The following is a 15,215-nucleotide window of genomic DNA, read 5'->3' on the forward strand; positions in this document are numbered from 1 at the left end:
TAGGTGAAGAACAGGCGTTATGGACAGGAAAGGAGACTCACTTTAAAACCTAGCCCAACCACAAAAAAAATGGAAGGACTCTTTTCCTCCAGGCAAACCAATGCGGCACAATCCCGACGTGCACAGGGTGACTGGCGTAGCGGTCGATATCCGCACGGCTATGGGTGAAGCGATTTTCCCGGTTCTCGGGTATAATTGCAGACTGGAATGATCGCTGATACATCTCTACCAAACAAACCAGAAGCACCAAAAATGAAACAGCTCACCACGCCACGTCTCGACCAGTGCATAGGTTGCCAGTCCTGCGCCTTAGCCTGCGCCCGTTTGGTTTATAAAAAGCTCTCCTGGCATACCGCCGGAATCCGTATTCATTCAGCCGGTGGACTGTCAACCGGCTTTGTCGCCAACCGTTGTCTTGCCTGTGACCCTGCGCCATGCGCCGAAGCCTGTCCGACCGGCGCCTTTTCCAGCCGGCGCGGTGGTGGGGTCATCGTAAAAGCTGATCTCTGTATCCGCTGTGGAAAATGTCTGGCGGCCTGTCCGGTTGAAGGCATCTGCCGGGATACGCTCGGCAATGTCTATGTCTGTCTGCATTGCGGCCGGTGTGTTGACTTCTGTCCCCAGAATTGCCTGGAAATGGTGGCGGTGGCGGGCGATGCCGAGGGGGCCGCATGATACGCCAGGAATTTCGAATATTGCGCGTTGATGTATCGACCGGCAAAGGCAAGATCGTCCTTCTTGGTGGCCGCAACGAAGTGGCCGGCGGCAGCGGCCTGGCGGCGATGCTCTATGGCAGATACGGTTTGCCGGACAAGCCCTGGGATGATGCCGCCCAACCGCTGATCTTTGCCATCGGCCCGCTCACCGGATACTTTCCCCTGATGAGCAAGATGGTCTGCTCCTTCAAATCCAATTACCATAACGAGTATACCGAAAGCCATGCCGGCGGCCGGGCGGCGCTGTCTCTGCGCTTTACCGATCTTGACGCCCTGGTGATCGTCGGCCGGGCCAAAAAGCTCTCCTGTCTTGCCATTGGTACTCAAGCCCTGGAATTAAAGGATGCCAGCTTTCTCCGCGGCATGGATGCCGAAGGCTCCGGCAAACTGATCCGCAAGATGTTCAGGGACGGCGGCGGCCACCGGTCGATCATGCGCATCGGTCCGGCCGGCGAAGGCAGGCTGGCAATGGCCTCGATCAATGTCGATACCTACCGGCATTTCGGCCGGATGGGCGGTGGGGCGGTGATGGGGGCAAAGAATATTAAAGGTATCCTTATCCACGGCGACTGCGATTTTCCGGTGCCTGCGGGCAAGGCGTATTCAGCCCTGTACAAGGATATTTACGGCAAGGTCACCTCGACGGAGATGATGCGTAAGTATCACAATCTGGGCACGCCGGTAAATCTTGCGGGGCTGAACGATATCGCCTCCCTGCCCTGGAACAACCTGCAGCGCACCGCCGATCCGGCTATCGCCTCAATTACCGGTGAGCGATTTGCCGATGAAACCCTGCTGCGCAACGGCGCCTGCTCCGGCTGCCCGGTCGGTTGCATCCACATCGGTTTTTTCCGAGAGAAGATGGCCGTGGACAATCGCTACCACTACCATCAGGTGGCTTATGACTATGAGCCGATTTTCGCTGCCGGAACCATGCTCGGCGTCACCAATACCTTTGATGTCCTGAGGATTCTCGAGGCCATGGAAAAGGCCGGGCTCGACGCCATGTCCGCTGGCGTGGCGCTTGCCTGGGCGACAGAGGCGACGGCCCGGGGCCTTATTGCCGCCAAGGAGACCGTGCTGCCTCTGGCCTTTGGCGATGCCCAGGCCTACCTACAGGCCGCCAGCCATCTGGGCTCCGGCACTACCGATTTCTACAAGCTGCTTGGCCAGGGCACTCTGCGGGCGGCGGCGGTGTACGGGGGCAGTGAATTTGCCTGCGTTCTCGGCCAGGAGATGGCCGGTTATGCCACCGGCGAGCTGTTTTTTGCCGCCCAGACCCTCGGCTTTCGCCATTCCCATCTGGATACCGGCGCCTACAGCTACGATCAGAAAAACAGTGACAAGGATGTGCACAAGGCGGTCGATTTCCTCATTGCCGATGAGCCGGGGCGGGCCTTTTTGACCTCCATGGTCGGCTGTCTTTTTGCCCGGGCGGTGTACACCGAAGAGCAGTTGGCGGAGTGTCTGGCGGTTATAGGTTTTACCGGCCTGGCTGGGTCGATTCCGGCAGCGTCTGAGCATATCCGGCGGCTGCGCTGGCAGGTGCGGGCGGCAACTGGCTTTTCGCCGGAAAATTTTTCCATACCAAAGCGCTTTTACCAGGTCACAACCTGGAAGGGGCCGGTCGATGGCGGCTACATGGACAGCTTGAAGGCGGAATATGGTCGAAAGATACTGGAGCTCATCGGAACTGTGGGGATAACCGATAGCGGTCCGGAAAAAGAATAAAAAAGCCGGGATGGCTGGTGTAAAAACTGCCATCCCGGCGATGTGCCAGGTATCAAAAACGAGGTCGGCCTTATTCCGATTCTAGATCAAGCGATAACTTTAGCTGCGACGCTGTGCGGCTCCTCGCCGTACTGCACTGTACTGTTTCGTCGCTGCTCGCTCGCAGCTTCGTTCTCATCTTGATTTAGAAACGGAATTACAGCAGGTCGGCAATCGCCTCTTTTTCAGAGAGGAGTTCCTGCTCGGTTGCGGTCATCATCTTGCGGGCGAAATCGCTGACCGGCAGACCGGTGATCTCTTTCCACTCGCCGTTTTCGCAGGTGATCGGCAGGGCGTACATCAGCTCCTCGTTGATCCCGTAGCTGTTGCCCTTGCTGCAGACGCCCATGCTTACCCAGCGGCCGTTTGAACCAAGCGCCCAGTCGCGCATATGATCAATGGCCGCCGAGGCGGCGGAGGCGGCGCTGGAGGCACCGCGGGCCTTGATGATCGCCGCGCCGCGCTGCTGTACGGTGGGGATGAAATACTGCTCATACCACTCGTTATCAACCTTGCTTTTTACCGGAGCACCTTCGAGGGTGGCGTGGCTGATGTCGGGGAACTGGGTGGAGGAATGGTTACCCCACACCACCATTTTTTCAACCTTGGAGGAGTGGCTGCCGGTCTTGGTGGCGATTTGCGACATCGCCCGATTATGGTCAAGACGCATCATCGAGGTGAAGTTGCGCGGACTCAGATCCGGGGCATTTTTCATGGCGATGAGGGCGTTGGTATTGGCCGGGTTACCGACTACCAGGACCTTGACGTTGCGGCTGGCATGGTCGTTCAGTGCCTTGCCCTGGACGGTAAAGATGGCGCCGTTGGCCTTGAGCAGATCGGAGCGCTCCATGCCGGGGCCACGTGGGCGTGAGCCGACGAGCAGGGCGAAATCGGCATCCTTGAAGGCGACGTTTGGATCATCGGTGGGGACGATCCCAGCCACCAGCGGGAAGGCGCAGTCGTTCAGCTCCATAACCACGCCCTCCAGGGCCTTCATTGCCGGGGGAATCTCCAGGAGCTGGAGGATAACCGGTTGGTCAGGCCCGAGCATATCACCGGCGGCAACGCGAAAAATAAGGGAATAGCTGATCTGACCGGCGGCGCCGGTAATAGCAACACGTACTGGGGTTTTCATCGGATTCTCCTCGGAAGGGTTTCGGATTGTACAACAAACAGATCTTATCGAACATTAAATAAAATTGCCGACAAGATACCACACTGCCCGGCGGTACTCCACGGCCGGGAACAATTGTCCGGGATAGATCGCCGGGGTGCGGCAATCGGGGTCACCCGGTAAGTCAAATGCCCGAAGGCAAAAGTATGTATTCTATTTTTTCTTTTCGTCCTTCATCAGTTTGTAATTGATACTGTCTACCAGGGCCTGCCAGCTGGCCTCGATAATGTTCACCGAGACCCCGACGGTACCCCAGGTATTATGCCGGTCACGGCTCTCCACGAGAACGCGCACCCTCGCCTCGGTACCGTGTTCGCCGGAGAGGACACGGACCTTATAGTCGGCCAGTTCCATCTCTTCAAGGCTTGGGTAAAAGCGGATCAGTGCCTTACGGATGGCGCAGTCAAGGGCGTTTACCGGGCCGTCGCCCATGGAGGCGGTGTGCACCTCACTGCCGCCGACATACATCCGGATGGTCGCCTCGGTGAGCGGTGGCCTGTCCATCTGGTATTTGTAGTTCATCACCCGGAAACTTTCGAATTTGAAGTAGTTCCTCTGCAGGCCCATGGCCCGGCGCATCAACAGCTCGAAGCTGGCCTCGGCGCCTTCATACTGATAGCCCTGGTTTTCAAGCTCCTTCAGTTCGCTGATGATATCGGCCAGCACCGGATCGTTGGAGGTGAGATTTAAGCCCCATTTCTTCGCCTTGTGCAGGATATTCGACCGTCCGGACTGGTCGGAAATGAGGATGCGGCGGATATTGCCGACCTTGTCCGGGGCGATATGCTCGTAGGTCAAAGGATTTTGTTTGACGGCGCTGACGTGGATGCCGCCCTTATGGGCAAAGGCCGACTCGCCGACATAGGGCTGGTAGCGGTTCTGCGGCAGGTTGGCGAGTTCATTGACAAGGCGGGAGGTGGTGTAGAGGCGGTCGATGTTTTTCCGCACCTCACATTCAAAGCCCATTTTGAACACCAGGGCCGGGATGATCGAGGTCAGGTTGGCATTACCGCAGCGCTCGCCAAAGCCGTTCATCGTTCCCTGGATCTGCTTGACCTTCGACTGCGCCACGGCGATAAGCGCGTTGGCGACGGCGGTTTCCGAGTCGTTATGGGGGTGGATACCGAGGTCGATGGTCATGTTTTTTTCGGCCAGATGACTGCGGACCCGGTCGATGATCGGGGGGATTTCATGGGGCAGGGTGCCGCCATTGGTATCGCAGAGAATAATCGTCTGCGCCCCGCCGCGCACCGCGCTTTCCAGGGTCTTCAGGGCATAATCCTCGTTGTTCTTAAAACCATCAAAGAAGTGTTCGGCATCATAGAATAGAAAGTCCACCGAGGGACGGAGGAAGGCGAGGGTGTCCTCGATTATCTGCAAATTTTCGTCGAGTTCGATGCGCAGGGCGTCCAAGACATGGATATCCCAGCTCTTGCCGAAGATGGTTACCGCTGGGGTTCGGGCCTGCAACAGGGCCTGGACATTGGGGTCCTTGCTCGGACTGTTCCTGATGTGGCGGGTGGAACCAAAGGCGGTCAGTTTGGCATGTTGCAGGGTGATGCCCTGCATGCGCTCGAAATAATCAACGGAAACCGGATTGGAACCGGGCCATCCGCCTTCGATAAAATCGATGCCCAGTTCGTCCAAGGCCAGGGTGATTCTGACCTTGTCTTCAACGGAGAGATTAAAATTTTCCGCCTGGGTGCCGTCGCGGAGGGTGGTATCGTAAAGTTCAACGTATTGGGCCATTGCTATCCTGTCTAGGGTGATGTGCGGCGGATTGTCTTATTGTTCAATTATTTGATTAACCCATAAAATTTCGGATACAGGGCCACGGTTACCAGGACAATGACCTGCAGGATAATAAAGGGCACAACTCCCTTGTAAATATCGGTTGTCCGCATCTCCGGCGGCGCCACGCCCTTGAGATAAAAGAGCGAGAAACCGAAGGGCGGGGTGAGAAAGGAGGTCTGCAGGTTCATGGCGATCATGATGGCGAAAAACAGCGGGTCTATGCCGATAATATGGGAAATGGGCAGGAGGACCGGCACGACGATATAGCAGATCTCAAAGAAATCAATAAAGAAACCGAGGAGAAAAATAACCACCATGGTGAGGACAAGAAAGGTCCATTTAGTTCCCGGCAGGCCGGTCAGGGCATGTTCGACGATGGCATCGGCGCCGCTGTACAAGAAGACCATGGAAAAGGCGGTGGCGCCGATGAGGATGGCAAAGACCATGGCGGTAATCTTGACGGTTTCCAGGGCCGATTCTTCAACCACCTTCCAGGTCAGTTTCCGGTACATGGCGGCCAGTATCATGGCGCCGATACAGCCGACGGCGGCCGATTCGGTCGGGGTGGCAACACCCATGAAGATTGAGCCCAGCACCAGGACGATAAGGATCATCGGTGGCAGGATGGCGAGCAGTGCCCGTTGCAGGTTGCCGGCAAAACTGCCTTCCAGTGCCGGCATTGCCGGTGCGACATTTTTGTCGAGTAGGGCATAGATGAGGATGAAAACGATGTAAAAGGCGACCAGGATCAGTCCGGGAAACATCGCCGCCTGAAAGAGGTCACCGACCGGCACTTGGAAGATGTCACCAAGGACAATGAGAACGACAGACGGCGGGATGATCTGCCCGAGGGTCCCAGCAGCGCAGATGGTTCCGGCGACGAGGGTCTTCGAGTAGCCGTACTTGAGCATGACCGGCAGGGAAATAACCCCCATGGCCACCACCGAGGCACCGACGACGCCCGTCGAGGCGGCGAGCATGGTGCCTACCAGCACGGTACTGACGGCAATGCCGCCCCTGACCCTGCCGAACATGGTGCCCATGGCCTCAAGCAGCTTTTCGGCGAGTTGCGACTTCTGCAGGACAATCCCCATATAAATAAAGAGGGGGATGGCCATGAGAATGGTATTGTTCATGATCGAATAGACCCGAAAGGGCATCATCGAGAACATCTGCAGGAACTCACGGGAAATAGCGGCCATACTGATGTCGGGCGCTATCTCGACGACCGCCGCAAGGATACCGAAAAAGATGGAAACGGAGCCGAAGGTAAAGCCAACCGGATAGCCCACCGCGAGGAGGATGAGCGCGGAAGCGAACATGATTATGCCGATCATTTCTCTACCTCCAGGGTCTCACGTCTTTCCAGTCTGGCTTTTCCACGCCCGGCATTTCGGTAAATATTGATGTTTTGCACGGTGTAGCCAAAGGCGGTGAAGATCAGCAAGAAAAAGGACAAAGGAACCATGCCCTTGATCAGATAACGATACGGTAGGCCGCCGGGGTTTTCCGAGATTTCCTTGATATTGTAGGAGTCCCGGACAAAGTCGAGGGATCCGAAAAAAATGAGCAGGGCGAGGGGTAGGAGAAAAAAGATCGTACCGACAATATTGATGATTGCCTTGGCGCGAGAAGACCAGCGATCATAAAGAAAATCGACCCGGACATGCGCTTCATCGATGAGGGACACGGAGACACCAAAGAGGATGCCGATGGAGAAGAGATGCCATTCAAGTTCCTGCATGGCGACGGAACTGTTATGGAACGAATAGCGCATGACCACATCAAAAAATACATTGACGACCATCAGCAGAAAAACAATGGAGAGAATCTTTCCCCAGAATCGATTCAATCGACGATAAAAATTTTCAATCTTGACCAGCATTCCGTCACTCCTCCTGGTATCCGGCAATGATCACCGGACCAACAAACATCCCCTCATATTTTCGATGCACCCCACGGGTTGCATATAACTGACCCACCATGGCACGCCGGACAAACCTTGTAAACATAAAAACCGTCCATCCTCCTGTTGCGGCGAATGGACGGTGAGATCGGAACGGTTACACCTCAGAAAGGACGATTATTTTTCGACCATCTGGGTTGTTTCGAGGTAATACTGGGTTGAAATCCGGCTCCACTCACGGGCCTTTTTCATATAGGCCTGCTGTGAGTCATATACCTCTTTGAATTCGGCGTTCTGGGCGGCATAGGCCTGCATAACCTCGTCGTTGGCCTTTTTCATCGCCTTGAGGACCTCTTCCGGGAAGATCATGACCTTGATATTGGGGAACTCGGTCTTCATCTGCTCCCAGGCCTTGGCGCTGGCGTCATAATTGTCGGCGAGCATATCGGCAGATACCGCCTGCATGGCGGTCTTCAGGACAGTCTGGTAGGCCGGGGGCAATTTGGCAAAGGCGTCTTTGTTGATCAGGAACTGCATGTCGGAGGCAGGCTCATGCCAACCGGCGTAGTAATAGGGGGCGATCTTATGAAAGCCCATCTTGATGTCCATACCCGGACCTACCCACTCAAGGGCGTCGATGGTGCCGCGGTCAAGAGAGGTATAGAGTTCGCCCGGGGCAATGTTGGTGACGTTGACGCCAAGCTTGGCGAAGACCTCGCCGGCGAGGCCCGGAATACGCATTTTCAGACCTTTCAGGTCATCAACGGTCTTGATTTCTTTTCTGAACCAGCCGCCCATCTGCACACCGGTATTGCCGCCGGGGAAGGAGAGGACATTGAATTTGCTAAAGACCTTTTCCTGCAGCTTCATGCCGTCACCGTAGTACAGCCAGGCATTCTGTTCATCGGAGGTCATACCGAAGGGCACGGAGGTGAAGAAAACGGAGGTGATGTCTTTACCCTTCCAGTAATAGGCGGCGGAGTGTCCCATTTCAAACTGTCCGCCCTTGACCATGTCGAGAATTTCCAGGGGGGCCTTATGTTTCTCGGCGCCATCGACCTTAATCTCGAAATTGCCATCGGTCATTTCACTGACGATCTTGGCAAGTCTCGGAGCCGGTGAGGCCAAAGGAGTAAGGGTGCTTGCCCAGGTCATGGCGCATTTCCAACGGATTTTCTCAGCCGCCAGGGCTGGGGATGCGACCAGCATGCATGCCGCTAAAGTAAAGGCGATCTTCCCTAAACGTTTCATATTCTCCTCCCAAAAAGGTTCGCATTTCAGCCCGAGTCGAGCCTGTGGATTGCATACTGGCATACACCTGTTACACCTGCCAGTATGTGTTAATTATTCCCCGTCTATTTAATACGGGCGACGAAATAAGGCAACAACCGACAACAGCGTTGTTGTTGCCATCGTAAAATAGTTACATTTTCAGGCATGGGATGTCAGGTCTTTACCTGTCAGCTCATCTGTTTCAGAGAATCGTTTTGCCGAAAAGGGAGGCGACAAGATTGACGGCCATCTGGGCGGTACGGTTTTGAATGTCGAGTATCGGGTTGATCTCCATGATGTCCACCGAATGGAGTTTCTCGGTTTCGGCGAGGATCTCCATGATCAACTGCGCTTCCCTGTAGGTCAGCCCGCCCTGTGACGGGGTGCCGACCCCGGGGGCGCCCTGGGGGTCGATGACGTCGAGATCGAGGCTGACATGGATCTTGTCGAGATGCTTAAATCCTTTGATGATCCCGGTAAATATGGCGCGGATGCCTACCTCGTCGATATCGCGCATGGTGAAGACGGTGCAGCCGGAGGCCCGTAGCAGATCCTTTTCCAGCGGATCAAGATCGCGCACCCCGACGACAACGACGTTTTTTGCCGGTACCTTTGGCCCCGGCCTGCCGATATCGACCAGTTCTTGCGGGCCAAGGCCGAGGAGAACCGCCAGGGCCATGCCGTGGACGTTCTGGCTCGGCGAGGTCTCGGGGGTGTTGAAATCGCCGTGGGCATCCAGCCAGATCAGACCGACCTCTCCGCCATCGGTAACCCCGCCGACGGTGCCGATCGAGGCGGAGTGGTCGCCACCGATAAAGATCGGGATCTCGCTTGCGGCAATGGCCTGCCGGCCAAAATGGTAGGCACAGGTGCAGGCCTTGCAGATATGCGGCAACTGCCCTTGCAGGCTGTTGTCGGTGAGGACGTAATGGCCGGGGATGGTGATGTCGCCGCTGTCGATGGTGGTGTAGCCGAGGTCGCGCAGGCTGCCGGCGAGATTGGCGTAACGGACGGCGCTCGGCCCCATGTCCACCCCGCGGTGGCTTTGCCCGAGATCCATGGGCACTCCGATGATACGCACGGTCTTTGTCATGGCGGTTTTGTCTCTGTATTTTGTGAAAAATCTATGCAATTTCGGCCATTATAGGGGGATCGAGGTAAAAATGCAATGCGGGGGAGGGTGGGCCGGTTCTCTTCTTGACCCTGCGGGAAAATCTTTCTACAATAAAATGTGCTGAAATTTCATGTGGTTTTTCGTTGGGAAAGAGTTGCCGCGCCGGAAATCACCGGTGAGAAATGGGCTGTGCGGCGCAGCGGGGTTTCCCGGCAATCGGCGCCATCATCCAAGAGCCCTTTATGATTCGATCCGCGTATCTGACAACCGGCCTGGCGATCAAGGTTTTCTCCCACCTCTCCAAGGCCAATATCTACATGCACGGCCAGGAGAATATTCCGTCCGGACCGATCATCTTCGTGATGAATCATTTCACCCGGATCGAAACCCTGCTGCTGCCCTATTATATCTATAAATTGACCCACAAACCGGTGCAGTCGCTGGCGGCGGCGAGCCTGTTCAAGGGTGGTCTGGAAAAGTTCTTTGACATGGTTGGGGTGATCTCAACCGATAATCCGAAACGCGATGAACTGATCGTCAAGAGCCTGCTTACCGGAGGGGCCGACTGGATAATTTTCCCGGAAGGCAGCATGATCAAGACCAAAAAGATCATGGAAGGCGGCCGGTACATGGTCGCTGACCCGGCCGGTATGCACGAGCCGCACACCGGCGCCGCGGCCCTTGCTCTCAGGACCGAGTTGTATCGCAGCCATCTGCTGCACACCGCCCGGACCGCCCCGGGCAAATTGCCGCAGATGCTCGAAAGCCTGAATATTGTTTCTCTCGATGAGGTCGACACTAAACCGGCCAGTATCGTCCCGGTTAATCTCACCTACTACCCGATTCGCGCTGCCGAAAACATCGCCTTAAACATAGCCGGCAGGCTGGTCAAGGACATGTCGGAGAGGATGGTGGAAGAGATCATGACCGAGGGCACCATGCTGCTTTCCGGGGTTGATCTCGACATCCGCTTTGGTAAACCGATTCGCATGGCCGACCATCTACAGTCCGAGTGGCGGAACGACGTGGAACAGCACGGCATCAACGGCTTTTCGGTTTCCCCCGAACTGAAGAATATGATGCGCGGCACTGCTTACCGGGTCATGCAGCAGTATATGCACGACATCTACGCCATGACCACGATCAACCACGAGCACCTTTTCGCCGCCTTCCTCAGGATGTACCCTTTTCGCGGCATCAGGGAGATGGAGTTCAAGCGGCGGATCTTTTACGCCGCCTCATTGGTTACCGGCAAAGAAGACGGCCGGGATGTCTTTTTTCTCCACCGCTCTCTTCAGGAAAATCAAGCCCACCTGCTTACCGACGATCGCTATCATAAGTACGCCAACTTTCTGAAACTGGCCGAGGAAAAAGGCATTGTCTCCAGGGCTGGAGGAGAACTGGTCTGTGATCGGTGCCGATTGTCAGGGCCTCTCAGCGTCCATCGGGGGCGGATCGACAATCCGCTTGAAGTCATGGCCAATGAGGTCGAGCCCCTGCAAAAGCTCAGCACTCTGTTGCGGCGTTTGGCCTGGATGCCTTCACCGGTGGTACGGATTGCCATTCTTCGCTATCTGTTGCGGAGCGAAAAGACCCGGTATGATGAGGCGTGTCGGCTGTTTGCCCGGCCACCCGGCGCTGAAAAAATGCCCGGCGAGCAGTCGTTTCTCCTGCCCTCCTTTCGCCGTCGGATGGGAGTGGTGCTGGTGCACAGTTATCTCGCCATGCCCGAAGAGGTACGGGCCCTGGCCGGATACCTGCGGCGGCGCGGGATCTGGGTTTTTGCGCCGCGCTTGCCGGGCCATGGCACCGTCGCCGAGGATCTCGCCACCCGCAAGCACCGGGAATGGGTGGAGGCGGTGGAGAACGGTTTCGTGTTGATGAGCATGCTTTGTGACCGGGTGGTCCTCGGTGGCATAGCCTTCGGCGGCAGTCTGGTGCTTGATCTGGCATCCCGGGTCGATAATCTGGCCGGGGTCTTTGCCGTCAGCCCGCCTTTTGGCCTCCGGGATTATTCGAGCAGGATCATGCCGGCAACGGATGTCTGGAATAGGCTCCTCAATACGATGAAACGGAGCGAAAAAAATATCGATTATCTCGACTTTCCCAGTGGCGCAGTCAAGGGGAACTACACCCGCAATCCGGTTTCCGGGGTGAAGGAGGTCGGCGACTTTCTCGAATCCATTGAGCAGAGATACAGCGCCATCAGTAAACCGGCACTCATCTTCCAGGCGGACAAAAATCCCGTTGTTGATCCAGAGGGCACCCAACAGCTCTTTGCCAAAATCGGTTCGGCCAGGAAGGAATTTTGCCTGCTTGGCGACGACCGGCATATCCTTATCAACGGTGCCGGCGCGGTGAAGGTATTTAAGAAAATCAGTTCGTTTATCGATGAGTTGTAGCAATGGTGACGGCAATGAGCCCAGACATACGGGATGAAAGAAGTCAGTGGCTCTGGCCGGAATACTACCAGGCCTTCCCCGCCTTTTCCGAAAAGACGGTGCGGAAGGGCTGCCATCCCCGGAAGATGGTACATCCGGGTGGCGCCGACCAGGCGGTGGTGCTGGTCCATGGCCTCAGCGATTCACCCTACTTTATGGCAGCCATCGGCGAGTATTTCCATGCCACCTTGGGTTATGATGTATACATCCCCCTGCTGCAGTGTCACGGCCTGAAATGCCCGGAGAGAATGGTTGGAGTATCGCTTACCGAATGGCAGAAAAACGTCCGGTTCGCCATTGTCTCGGCAACCGCTACGGCACGGCGGGTCTCCATCGGCGGACTGTCGACGGGCGGCGCCCTTGGCTACCTCTTTGCCTGCATGGAGCCGGCGATTAACGGCGATCTGTATCTTTTCTCGGCGGCCCTCGGCTTGTCGGCCTGGCCTTTCGGCATCCCTGGCCGGTTCAAGGAATGGTTGCTGCGCCGGCAGTGGATCGGCCGGCTCGACACCTCCCGGCCGATGGTAGGCAACCATCCCTATCGCTACGACCGGATCAGTCTCAACAGCGCTGCCGAACTGGCAGTGTTGATAGGGCAAATTAAGGCAATGCCCTGCCGGTTTGCCGATTCGGACAAACCGGACCGGAGGATCTTTGCCGCCTGGAGTGAATGTGATACGGTGGTTAGTCTCGATAAGATACGGAATTTGCAGAAGCAAATCCCTGCCGGCCGTTTCCGGTCATTTATAATCTCCGCAGCCGATCGGGTCGATCATGCCTGTGTGGTGCTGCGGGAACCGATCTACGGCCTTCTCGATCCCCCCGGTTCGCCACCCTTGGAAAAAGCCAATCCACGCTTTGCCGAGATGCTTGCCGCCGTCGACCGTTTTGCCCGCGGCAATTGAGATGACCTTCAAACCAATACTGTGCGTCCCGTACTCCTATATTTGCCTGATTTTACGACTTCATTTCTCGGGTCGGAGATTGGATTGAGATTTTTACGGGATTAAGGTAGGGTAGTTACTTTCTTGTATGGAGAAGAATACGGAAGGCATGGCTGCCCCGGGATTTCCGAGTGGAACCGGGCAAAGGGAAACATCATCTATCACCTCAGACAACACGGGGAAGAATACGGCAATGGCCAAGACAATCTTAATTACCGGTGCAACCTCGGGATTCGGCAAGGCATGCGCCGAACTGTTTTCCAAAAACGGCTGGAAGATGGTCCTTACCGGCCGACGAAGTGACCGCTTGGTTGAGCTGCAGGAAAAACTCGGGCCAGAACGCGTGCATGTCGCGGTTTTTGATGTCCGTGACCGCCAGCAGACACAAGACATGATGGCGGCATTGCCGGAGGGATTCCAGGATATCGACATCCTCCTCAATAATGCCGGGCTGGCCCTGGGCCTTGGCCCAGCCCAAACGAGTGATCTCGATCAATGGGAAACCATGGTCGATACCAATATTAAAGGCCTCCTGTATATGACCAGATTGATCCTGCCTGGCATGGTCGCCCGGGGCAAGGGGCATGTCATCAATATCGGCTCAGTCGCAGCTTCGTGGCCCTATCCGGGAGGCAATGCCTACGGGGCGACCAAGGCCTTCGTTCAGCAGTTTTCAAGAAATCTCCGGTCCGATCTGCATGGCACGGGGGTCAGGGTGACCAACATTGAGCCGGGGCTGGCCGAAAGCGAATTTTCCGTTGTCCGTTTTAGTGGCGACACGGAGAAGGCCGCCAAGGTTTATGAGGGAACGCAGCCGCTCACTCCGGTCGATATTGCCGAGATTATCTACTGGACGGCCAGCCGGCCGGCTCATGTAAATATTAATTGTGTCGAGGTAATGCCGGTTTGCCAGAGCTGGGAGGGTTTAGCCGTCAGTCGAAAGAAGGGGCCCGCCACCAAATAAAGCTGAGTTACGCAGCTGGTCTGCTCATACCAAAAACAGCGGAAAGAGCCGTAACGAGGATCGACGGGAAGGGTAAAGGGTCTTCGCGAACATCGGGATGAAGAGGAAATGTTATGAAAAAATTGTTGGTGCTGCCGGTGCTGGGACTGGTTTTACTTATGCCGGCAATCGTCTTTGCCGGTAATGAATTATTATGGGAAAAGCAGTTGCCCTTTAAGGCTGCGACAATCAACTATGTGATTAAGGGGATGGAGGAGGGAAAGGAAACTCTCTATATCCGCGATAACGGCAGGGAGCGGGCAACCTATCGGGAAACGATCTCGAATGTCATGGGCATGAAAATGGCCAACTCCACCATTACTATTAAAAATCCTGATTATATCTATACCTATGATCTCCAGAAGCAACAGGGCTTTAAGGGGGTCAATCCGCAGAAGTATATGATCGAGGCATACAATAAACTGTCCAAGGCTGAGCAGGAGAAGGTCCGGGAAAACGCCCAAAAAATGGGTGCCGCCTATACCGAAGGCATGGGCGGGACACTGCAGCCGAACGCCCTGGAGATCCTCGGCTATAGCTGCGACAAGGTGGAAATTCTCGGTGGGTCTTCCACTTATTTGATTCACGATACCGATATTACCCTCAAGACCGAGATGAATATGATGGGTATGAGCATGACTATGGTCGCCGAATCAGTTGCCAAAGACAAAGCTGATGATAAGTTCTTTGAGCATCCCGTGGGGATCGTGGCGGAGGTCGATGCCCAGTCGGACGAAATGGCCAAGAATATGGCGACCCAGGCTATTGCGATGCTGAAGGACCCTGAAGACCCCAAAACTACTGCGATGATGCCGCCGAAGGCAGCCACCGGCGGTAAAAAGCAGATGTCGAAGGAAGAACAGGAGCAGATGGTGCAGCAGATGGAGCAGATGATGAAAGGGTTGCAAGGAAAAACCGCGAAATAAGAGATCTATTGCTCTGAAATCTGCAGCCGGCGGCAGAAACCGGGCCTGCTGAAAGGTCTTAAGACGCACCGACCAAGAAAGATTATTCGTATGGAAAAATCTGTTGACACCCTTTTCTCCGCGGTATATAGTGCCCGCCTACGCTGTTTCGGCAG

The 15,215-nt window shown here is 55.7% G+C and carries 13 protein-coding genes; 6 read left to right on the plus strand and 7 right to left on the minus strand.

Features of this window, described 5'->3' with window-relative positions; all coding sequences use genetic code 11:
- The first annotated feature begins 207 nt into the window (after window positions 1-207).
- Window positions 208-675 (plus strand): 4Fe-4S dicluster domain-containing protein, encoded by a 468-nt coding sequence (locus OEL83_07850; GenBank protein ID MDK9706951.1) that lies wholly within the window; start codon window positions 208-210, stop codon window positions 673-675.
- Complete coding sequence (locus OEL83_07855; GenBank protein ID MDK9706952.1) at window positions 672-2,447, plus strand: aldehyde ferredoxin oxidoreductase; 1,776 nt, start codon at window positions 672-674, stop codon at window positions 2,445-2,447. The genes OEL83_07850 and OEL83_07855 overlap by 4 nt, the downstream gene beginning before the upstream one ends.
- Window positions 2,448-2,643: 196 nt before the next feature.
- On the opposite strand, the gene OEL83_07860 is transcribed toward OEL83_07855, so the two are convergent.
- From OEL83_07860 to rocF, 7 genes are all read right to left on the minus strand, one after another.
- Complete coding sequence (locus tag OEL83_07860; protein MDK9706953.1) at window positions 2,644-3,621, minus strand: malate dehydrogenase; 978 nt, start codon at window positions 3,619-3,621, stop codon at window positions 2,644-2,646.
- A gap of 192 nt (window positions 3,622-3,813) precedes the next feature.
- Window positions 3,814-5,409, minus strand: coding sequence for a citramalate synthase (gene cimA / locus OEL83_07865; GenBank protein ID MDK9706954.1), 1,596 nt, complete (start codon window positions 5,407-5,409; stop codon window positions 3,814-3,816).
- 47 nt (window positions 5,410-5,456) lie between these two features.
- On the minus strand, window positions 5,457-6,791 hold the full coding sequence (locus OEL83_07870; protein ID MDK9706955.1) for a TRAP transporter large permease subunit: 1,335 nt from the start codon (window positions 6,789-6,791) through the stop codon (window positions 5,457-5,459).
- Window positions 6,788-7,339 carry a TRAP transporter small permease subunit gene (locus tag OEL83_07875; protein ID MDK9706956.1) on the minus strand — a complete coding sequence of 184 codons (552 nt, stop codon included), beginning with the start codon at window positions 7,337-7,339 and terminating at the stop codon, window positions 6,788-6,790. The genes OEL83_07870 and OEL83_07875 overlap by 4 nt, the downstream gene beginning before the upstream one ends.
- A gap of 4 nt (window positions 7,340-7,343) precedes the next feature.
- Window positions 7,344-7,466 (minus strand): hypothetical protein, encoded by a 123-nt coding sequence (locus OEL83_07880; protein ID MDK9706957.1) that lies wholly within the window; start codon window positions 7,464-7,466, stop codon window positions 7,344-7,346.
- A 71-nt stretch (window positions 7,467-7,537) separates the two neighbouring features.
- Window positions 7,538-8,611: a TRAP transporter substrate-binding protein gene (locus OEL83_07885; protein MDK9706958.1), complete on the minus strand. Its 1,074-nt coding sequence runs from the start codon at window positions 8,609-8,611 to the stop codon at window positions 7,538-7,540.
- A gap of 223 nt (window positions 8,612-8,834) precedes the next feature.
- A complete protein-coding gene (gene rocF, locus OEL83_07890) occupies window positions 8,835-9,725 on the minus strand; it encodes an arginase (protein ID MDK9706959.1) in 891 nt (296 codons plus the stop codon).
- 263 nt (window positions 9,726-9,988) lie between these two features.
- Here rocF and OEL83_07895 point away from each other — a divergent pair, with 263 nt between their 5' ends.
- The 4 genes from OEL83_07895 (at window position 9,989) to OEL83_07910 (ending at window position 15,060) form a co-directional block, all read left to right on the plus strand.
- The gene (locus tag OEL83_07895) at window positions 9,989-12,148 is read left to right on the plus strand and encodes an alpha/beta fold hydrolase (GenBank protein MDK9706960.1); all 2,160 of its coding nucleotides are present in this window, start codon (window positions 9,989-9,991) and stop codon (window positions 12,146-12,148) included.
- A gap of 14 nt (window positions 12,149-12,162) precedes the next feature.
- A complete protein-coding gene (locus OEL83_07900; protein MDK9706961.1) occupies window positions 12,163-13,092 on the plus strand; it encodes an alpha/beta hydrolase in 930 nt (309 codons plus the stop codon).
- 232 nt (window positions 13,093-13,324) lie between these two features.
- Window positions 13,325-14,095, plus strand: a complete 771-nt coding sequence (locus OEL83_07905) for an SDR family oxidoreductase (GenBank protein MDK9706962.1) — start codon at window positions 13,325-13,327, stop codon at window positions 14,093-14,095.
- A gap of 113 nt (window positions 14,096-14,208) precedes the next feature.
- A complete protein-coding gene (locus OEL83_07910; GenBank protein ID MDK9706963.1) occupies window positions 14,209-15,060 on the plus strand; it encodes a hypothetical protein in 852 nt (283 codons plus the stop codon).
- The last annotated feature ends 155 nt before the right edge of the window (window positions 15,061-15,215 follow it).

This window comes from Desulforhopalus sp. (genome assembly GCA_030247675.1).
In the GTDB taxonomy this organism is placed as follows: domain Bacteria; phylum Desulfobacterota; class Desulfobulbia; order Desulfobulbales; family Desulfocapsaceae; genus Desulforhopalus_A.

What these genes read in the sequence shown, in the direction of transcription:
- OEL83_07875 (MDK9706956.1), bottom strand. Translation starts at nt 7,339, where the DNA reads ATGCTGGTCAAGATTGAAAATTTTTATCGTCGATTGAATCGATTCTGG.
- OEL83_07885 (MDK9706958.1), bottom strand. Translation starts at nt 8,611, where the DNA reads ATGAAACGTTTAGGGAAGATCGCCTTTACTTTAGCGGCATGCATGCTG.
- OEL83_07860 (MDK9706953.1), bottom strand. Translation starts at nt 3,621, where the DNA reads ATGAAAACCCCAGTACGTGTTGCTATTACCGGCGCCGCCGGTCAGATC.
- OEL83_07895 (MDK9706960.1), top strand. Translation starts at nt 9,989, where the DNA reads ATGATTCGATCCGCGTATCTGACAACCGGCCTGGCGATCAAGGTTTTC.
- OEL83_07870 (MDK9706955.1), bottom strand. Translation starts at nt 6,791, where the DNA reads ATGATCGGCATAATCATGTTCGCTTCCGCGCTCATCCTCCTCGCGGTG.
- OEL83_07910 (MDK9706963.1), top strand. Translation starts at nt 14,209, where the DNA reads ATGAAAAAATTGTTGGTGCTGCCGGTGCTGGGACTGGTTTTACTTATG.
- rocF (MDK9706959.1), bottom strand. Translation starts at nt 9,725, where the DNA reads ATGACAAAGACCGTGCGTATCATCGGAGTGCCCATGGATCTCGGGCAA.
- cimA (MDK9706954.1), bottom strand. Translation starts at nt 5,409, where the DNA reads ATGGCCCAATACGTTGAACTTTACGATACCACCCTCCGCGACGGCACC.
- OEL83_07880 (MDK9706957.1), bottom strand. Translation starts at nt 7,466, where the DNA reads ATGTTTACAAGGTTTGTCCGGCGTGCCATGGTGGGTCAGTTATATGCA.
- OEL83_07855 (MDK9706952.1), top strand. Translation starts at nt 672, where the DNA reads ATGATACGCCAGGAATTTCGAATATTGCGCGTTGATGTATCGACCGGC.
- OEL83_07905 (MDK9706962.1), top strand. Translation starts at nt 13,325, where the DNA reads ATGGCCAAGACAATCTTAATTACCGGTGCAACCTCGGGATTCGGCAAG.
- OEL83_07900 (MDK9706961.1), top strand. Translation starts at nt 12,163, where the DNA reads ATGAGCCCAGACATACGGGATGAAAGAAGTCAGTGGCTCTGGCCGGAA.
- OEL83_07850 (MDK9706951.1), top strand. Translation starts at nt 208, where the DNA reads ATGATCGCTGATACATCTCTACCAAACAAACCAGAAGCACCAAAAATG.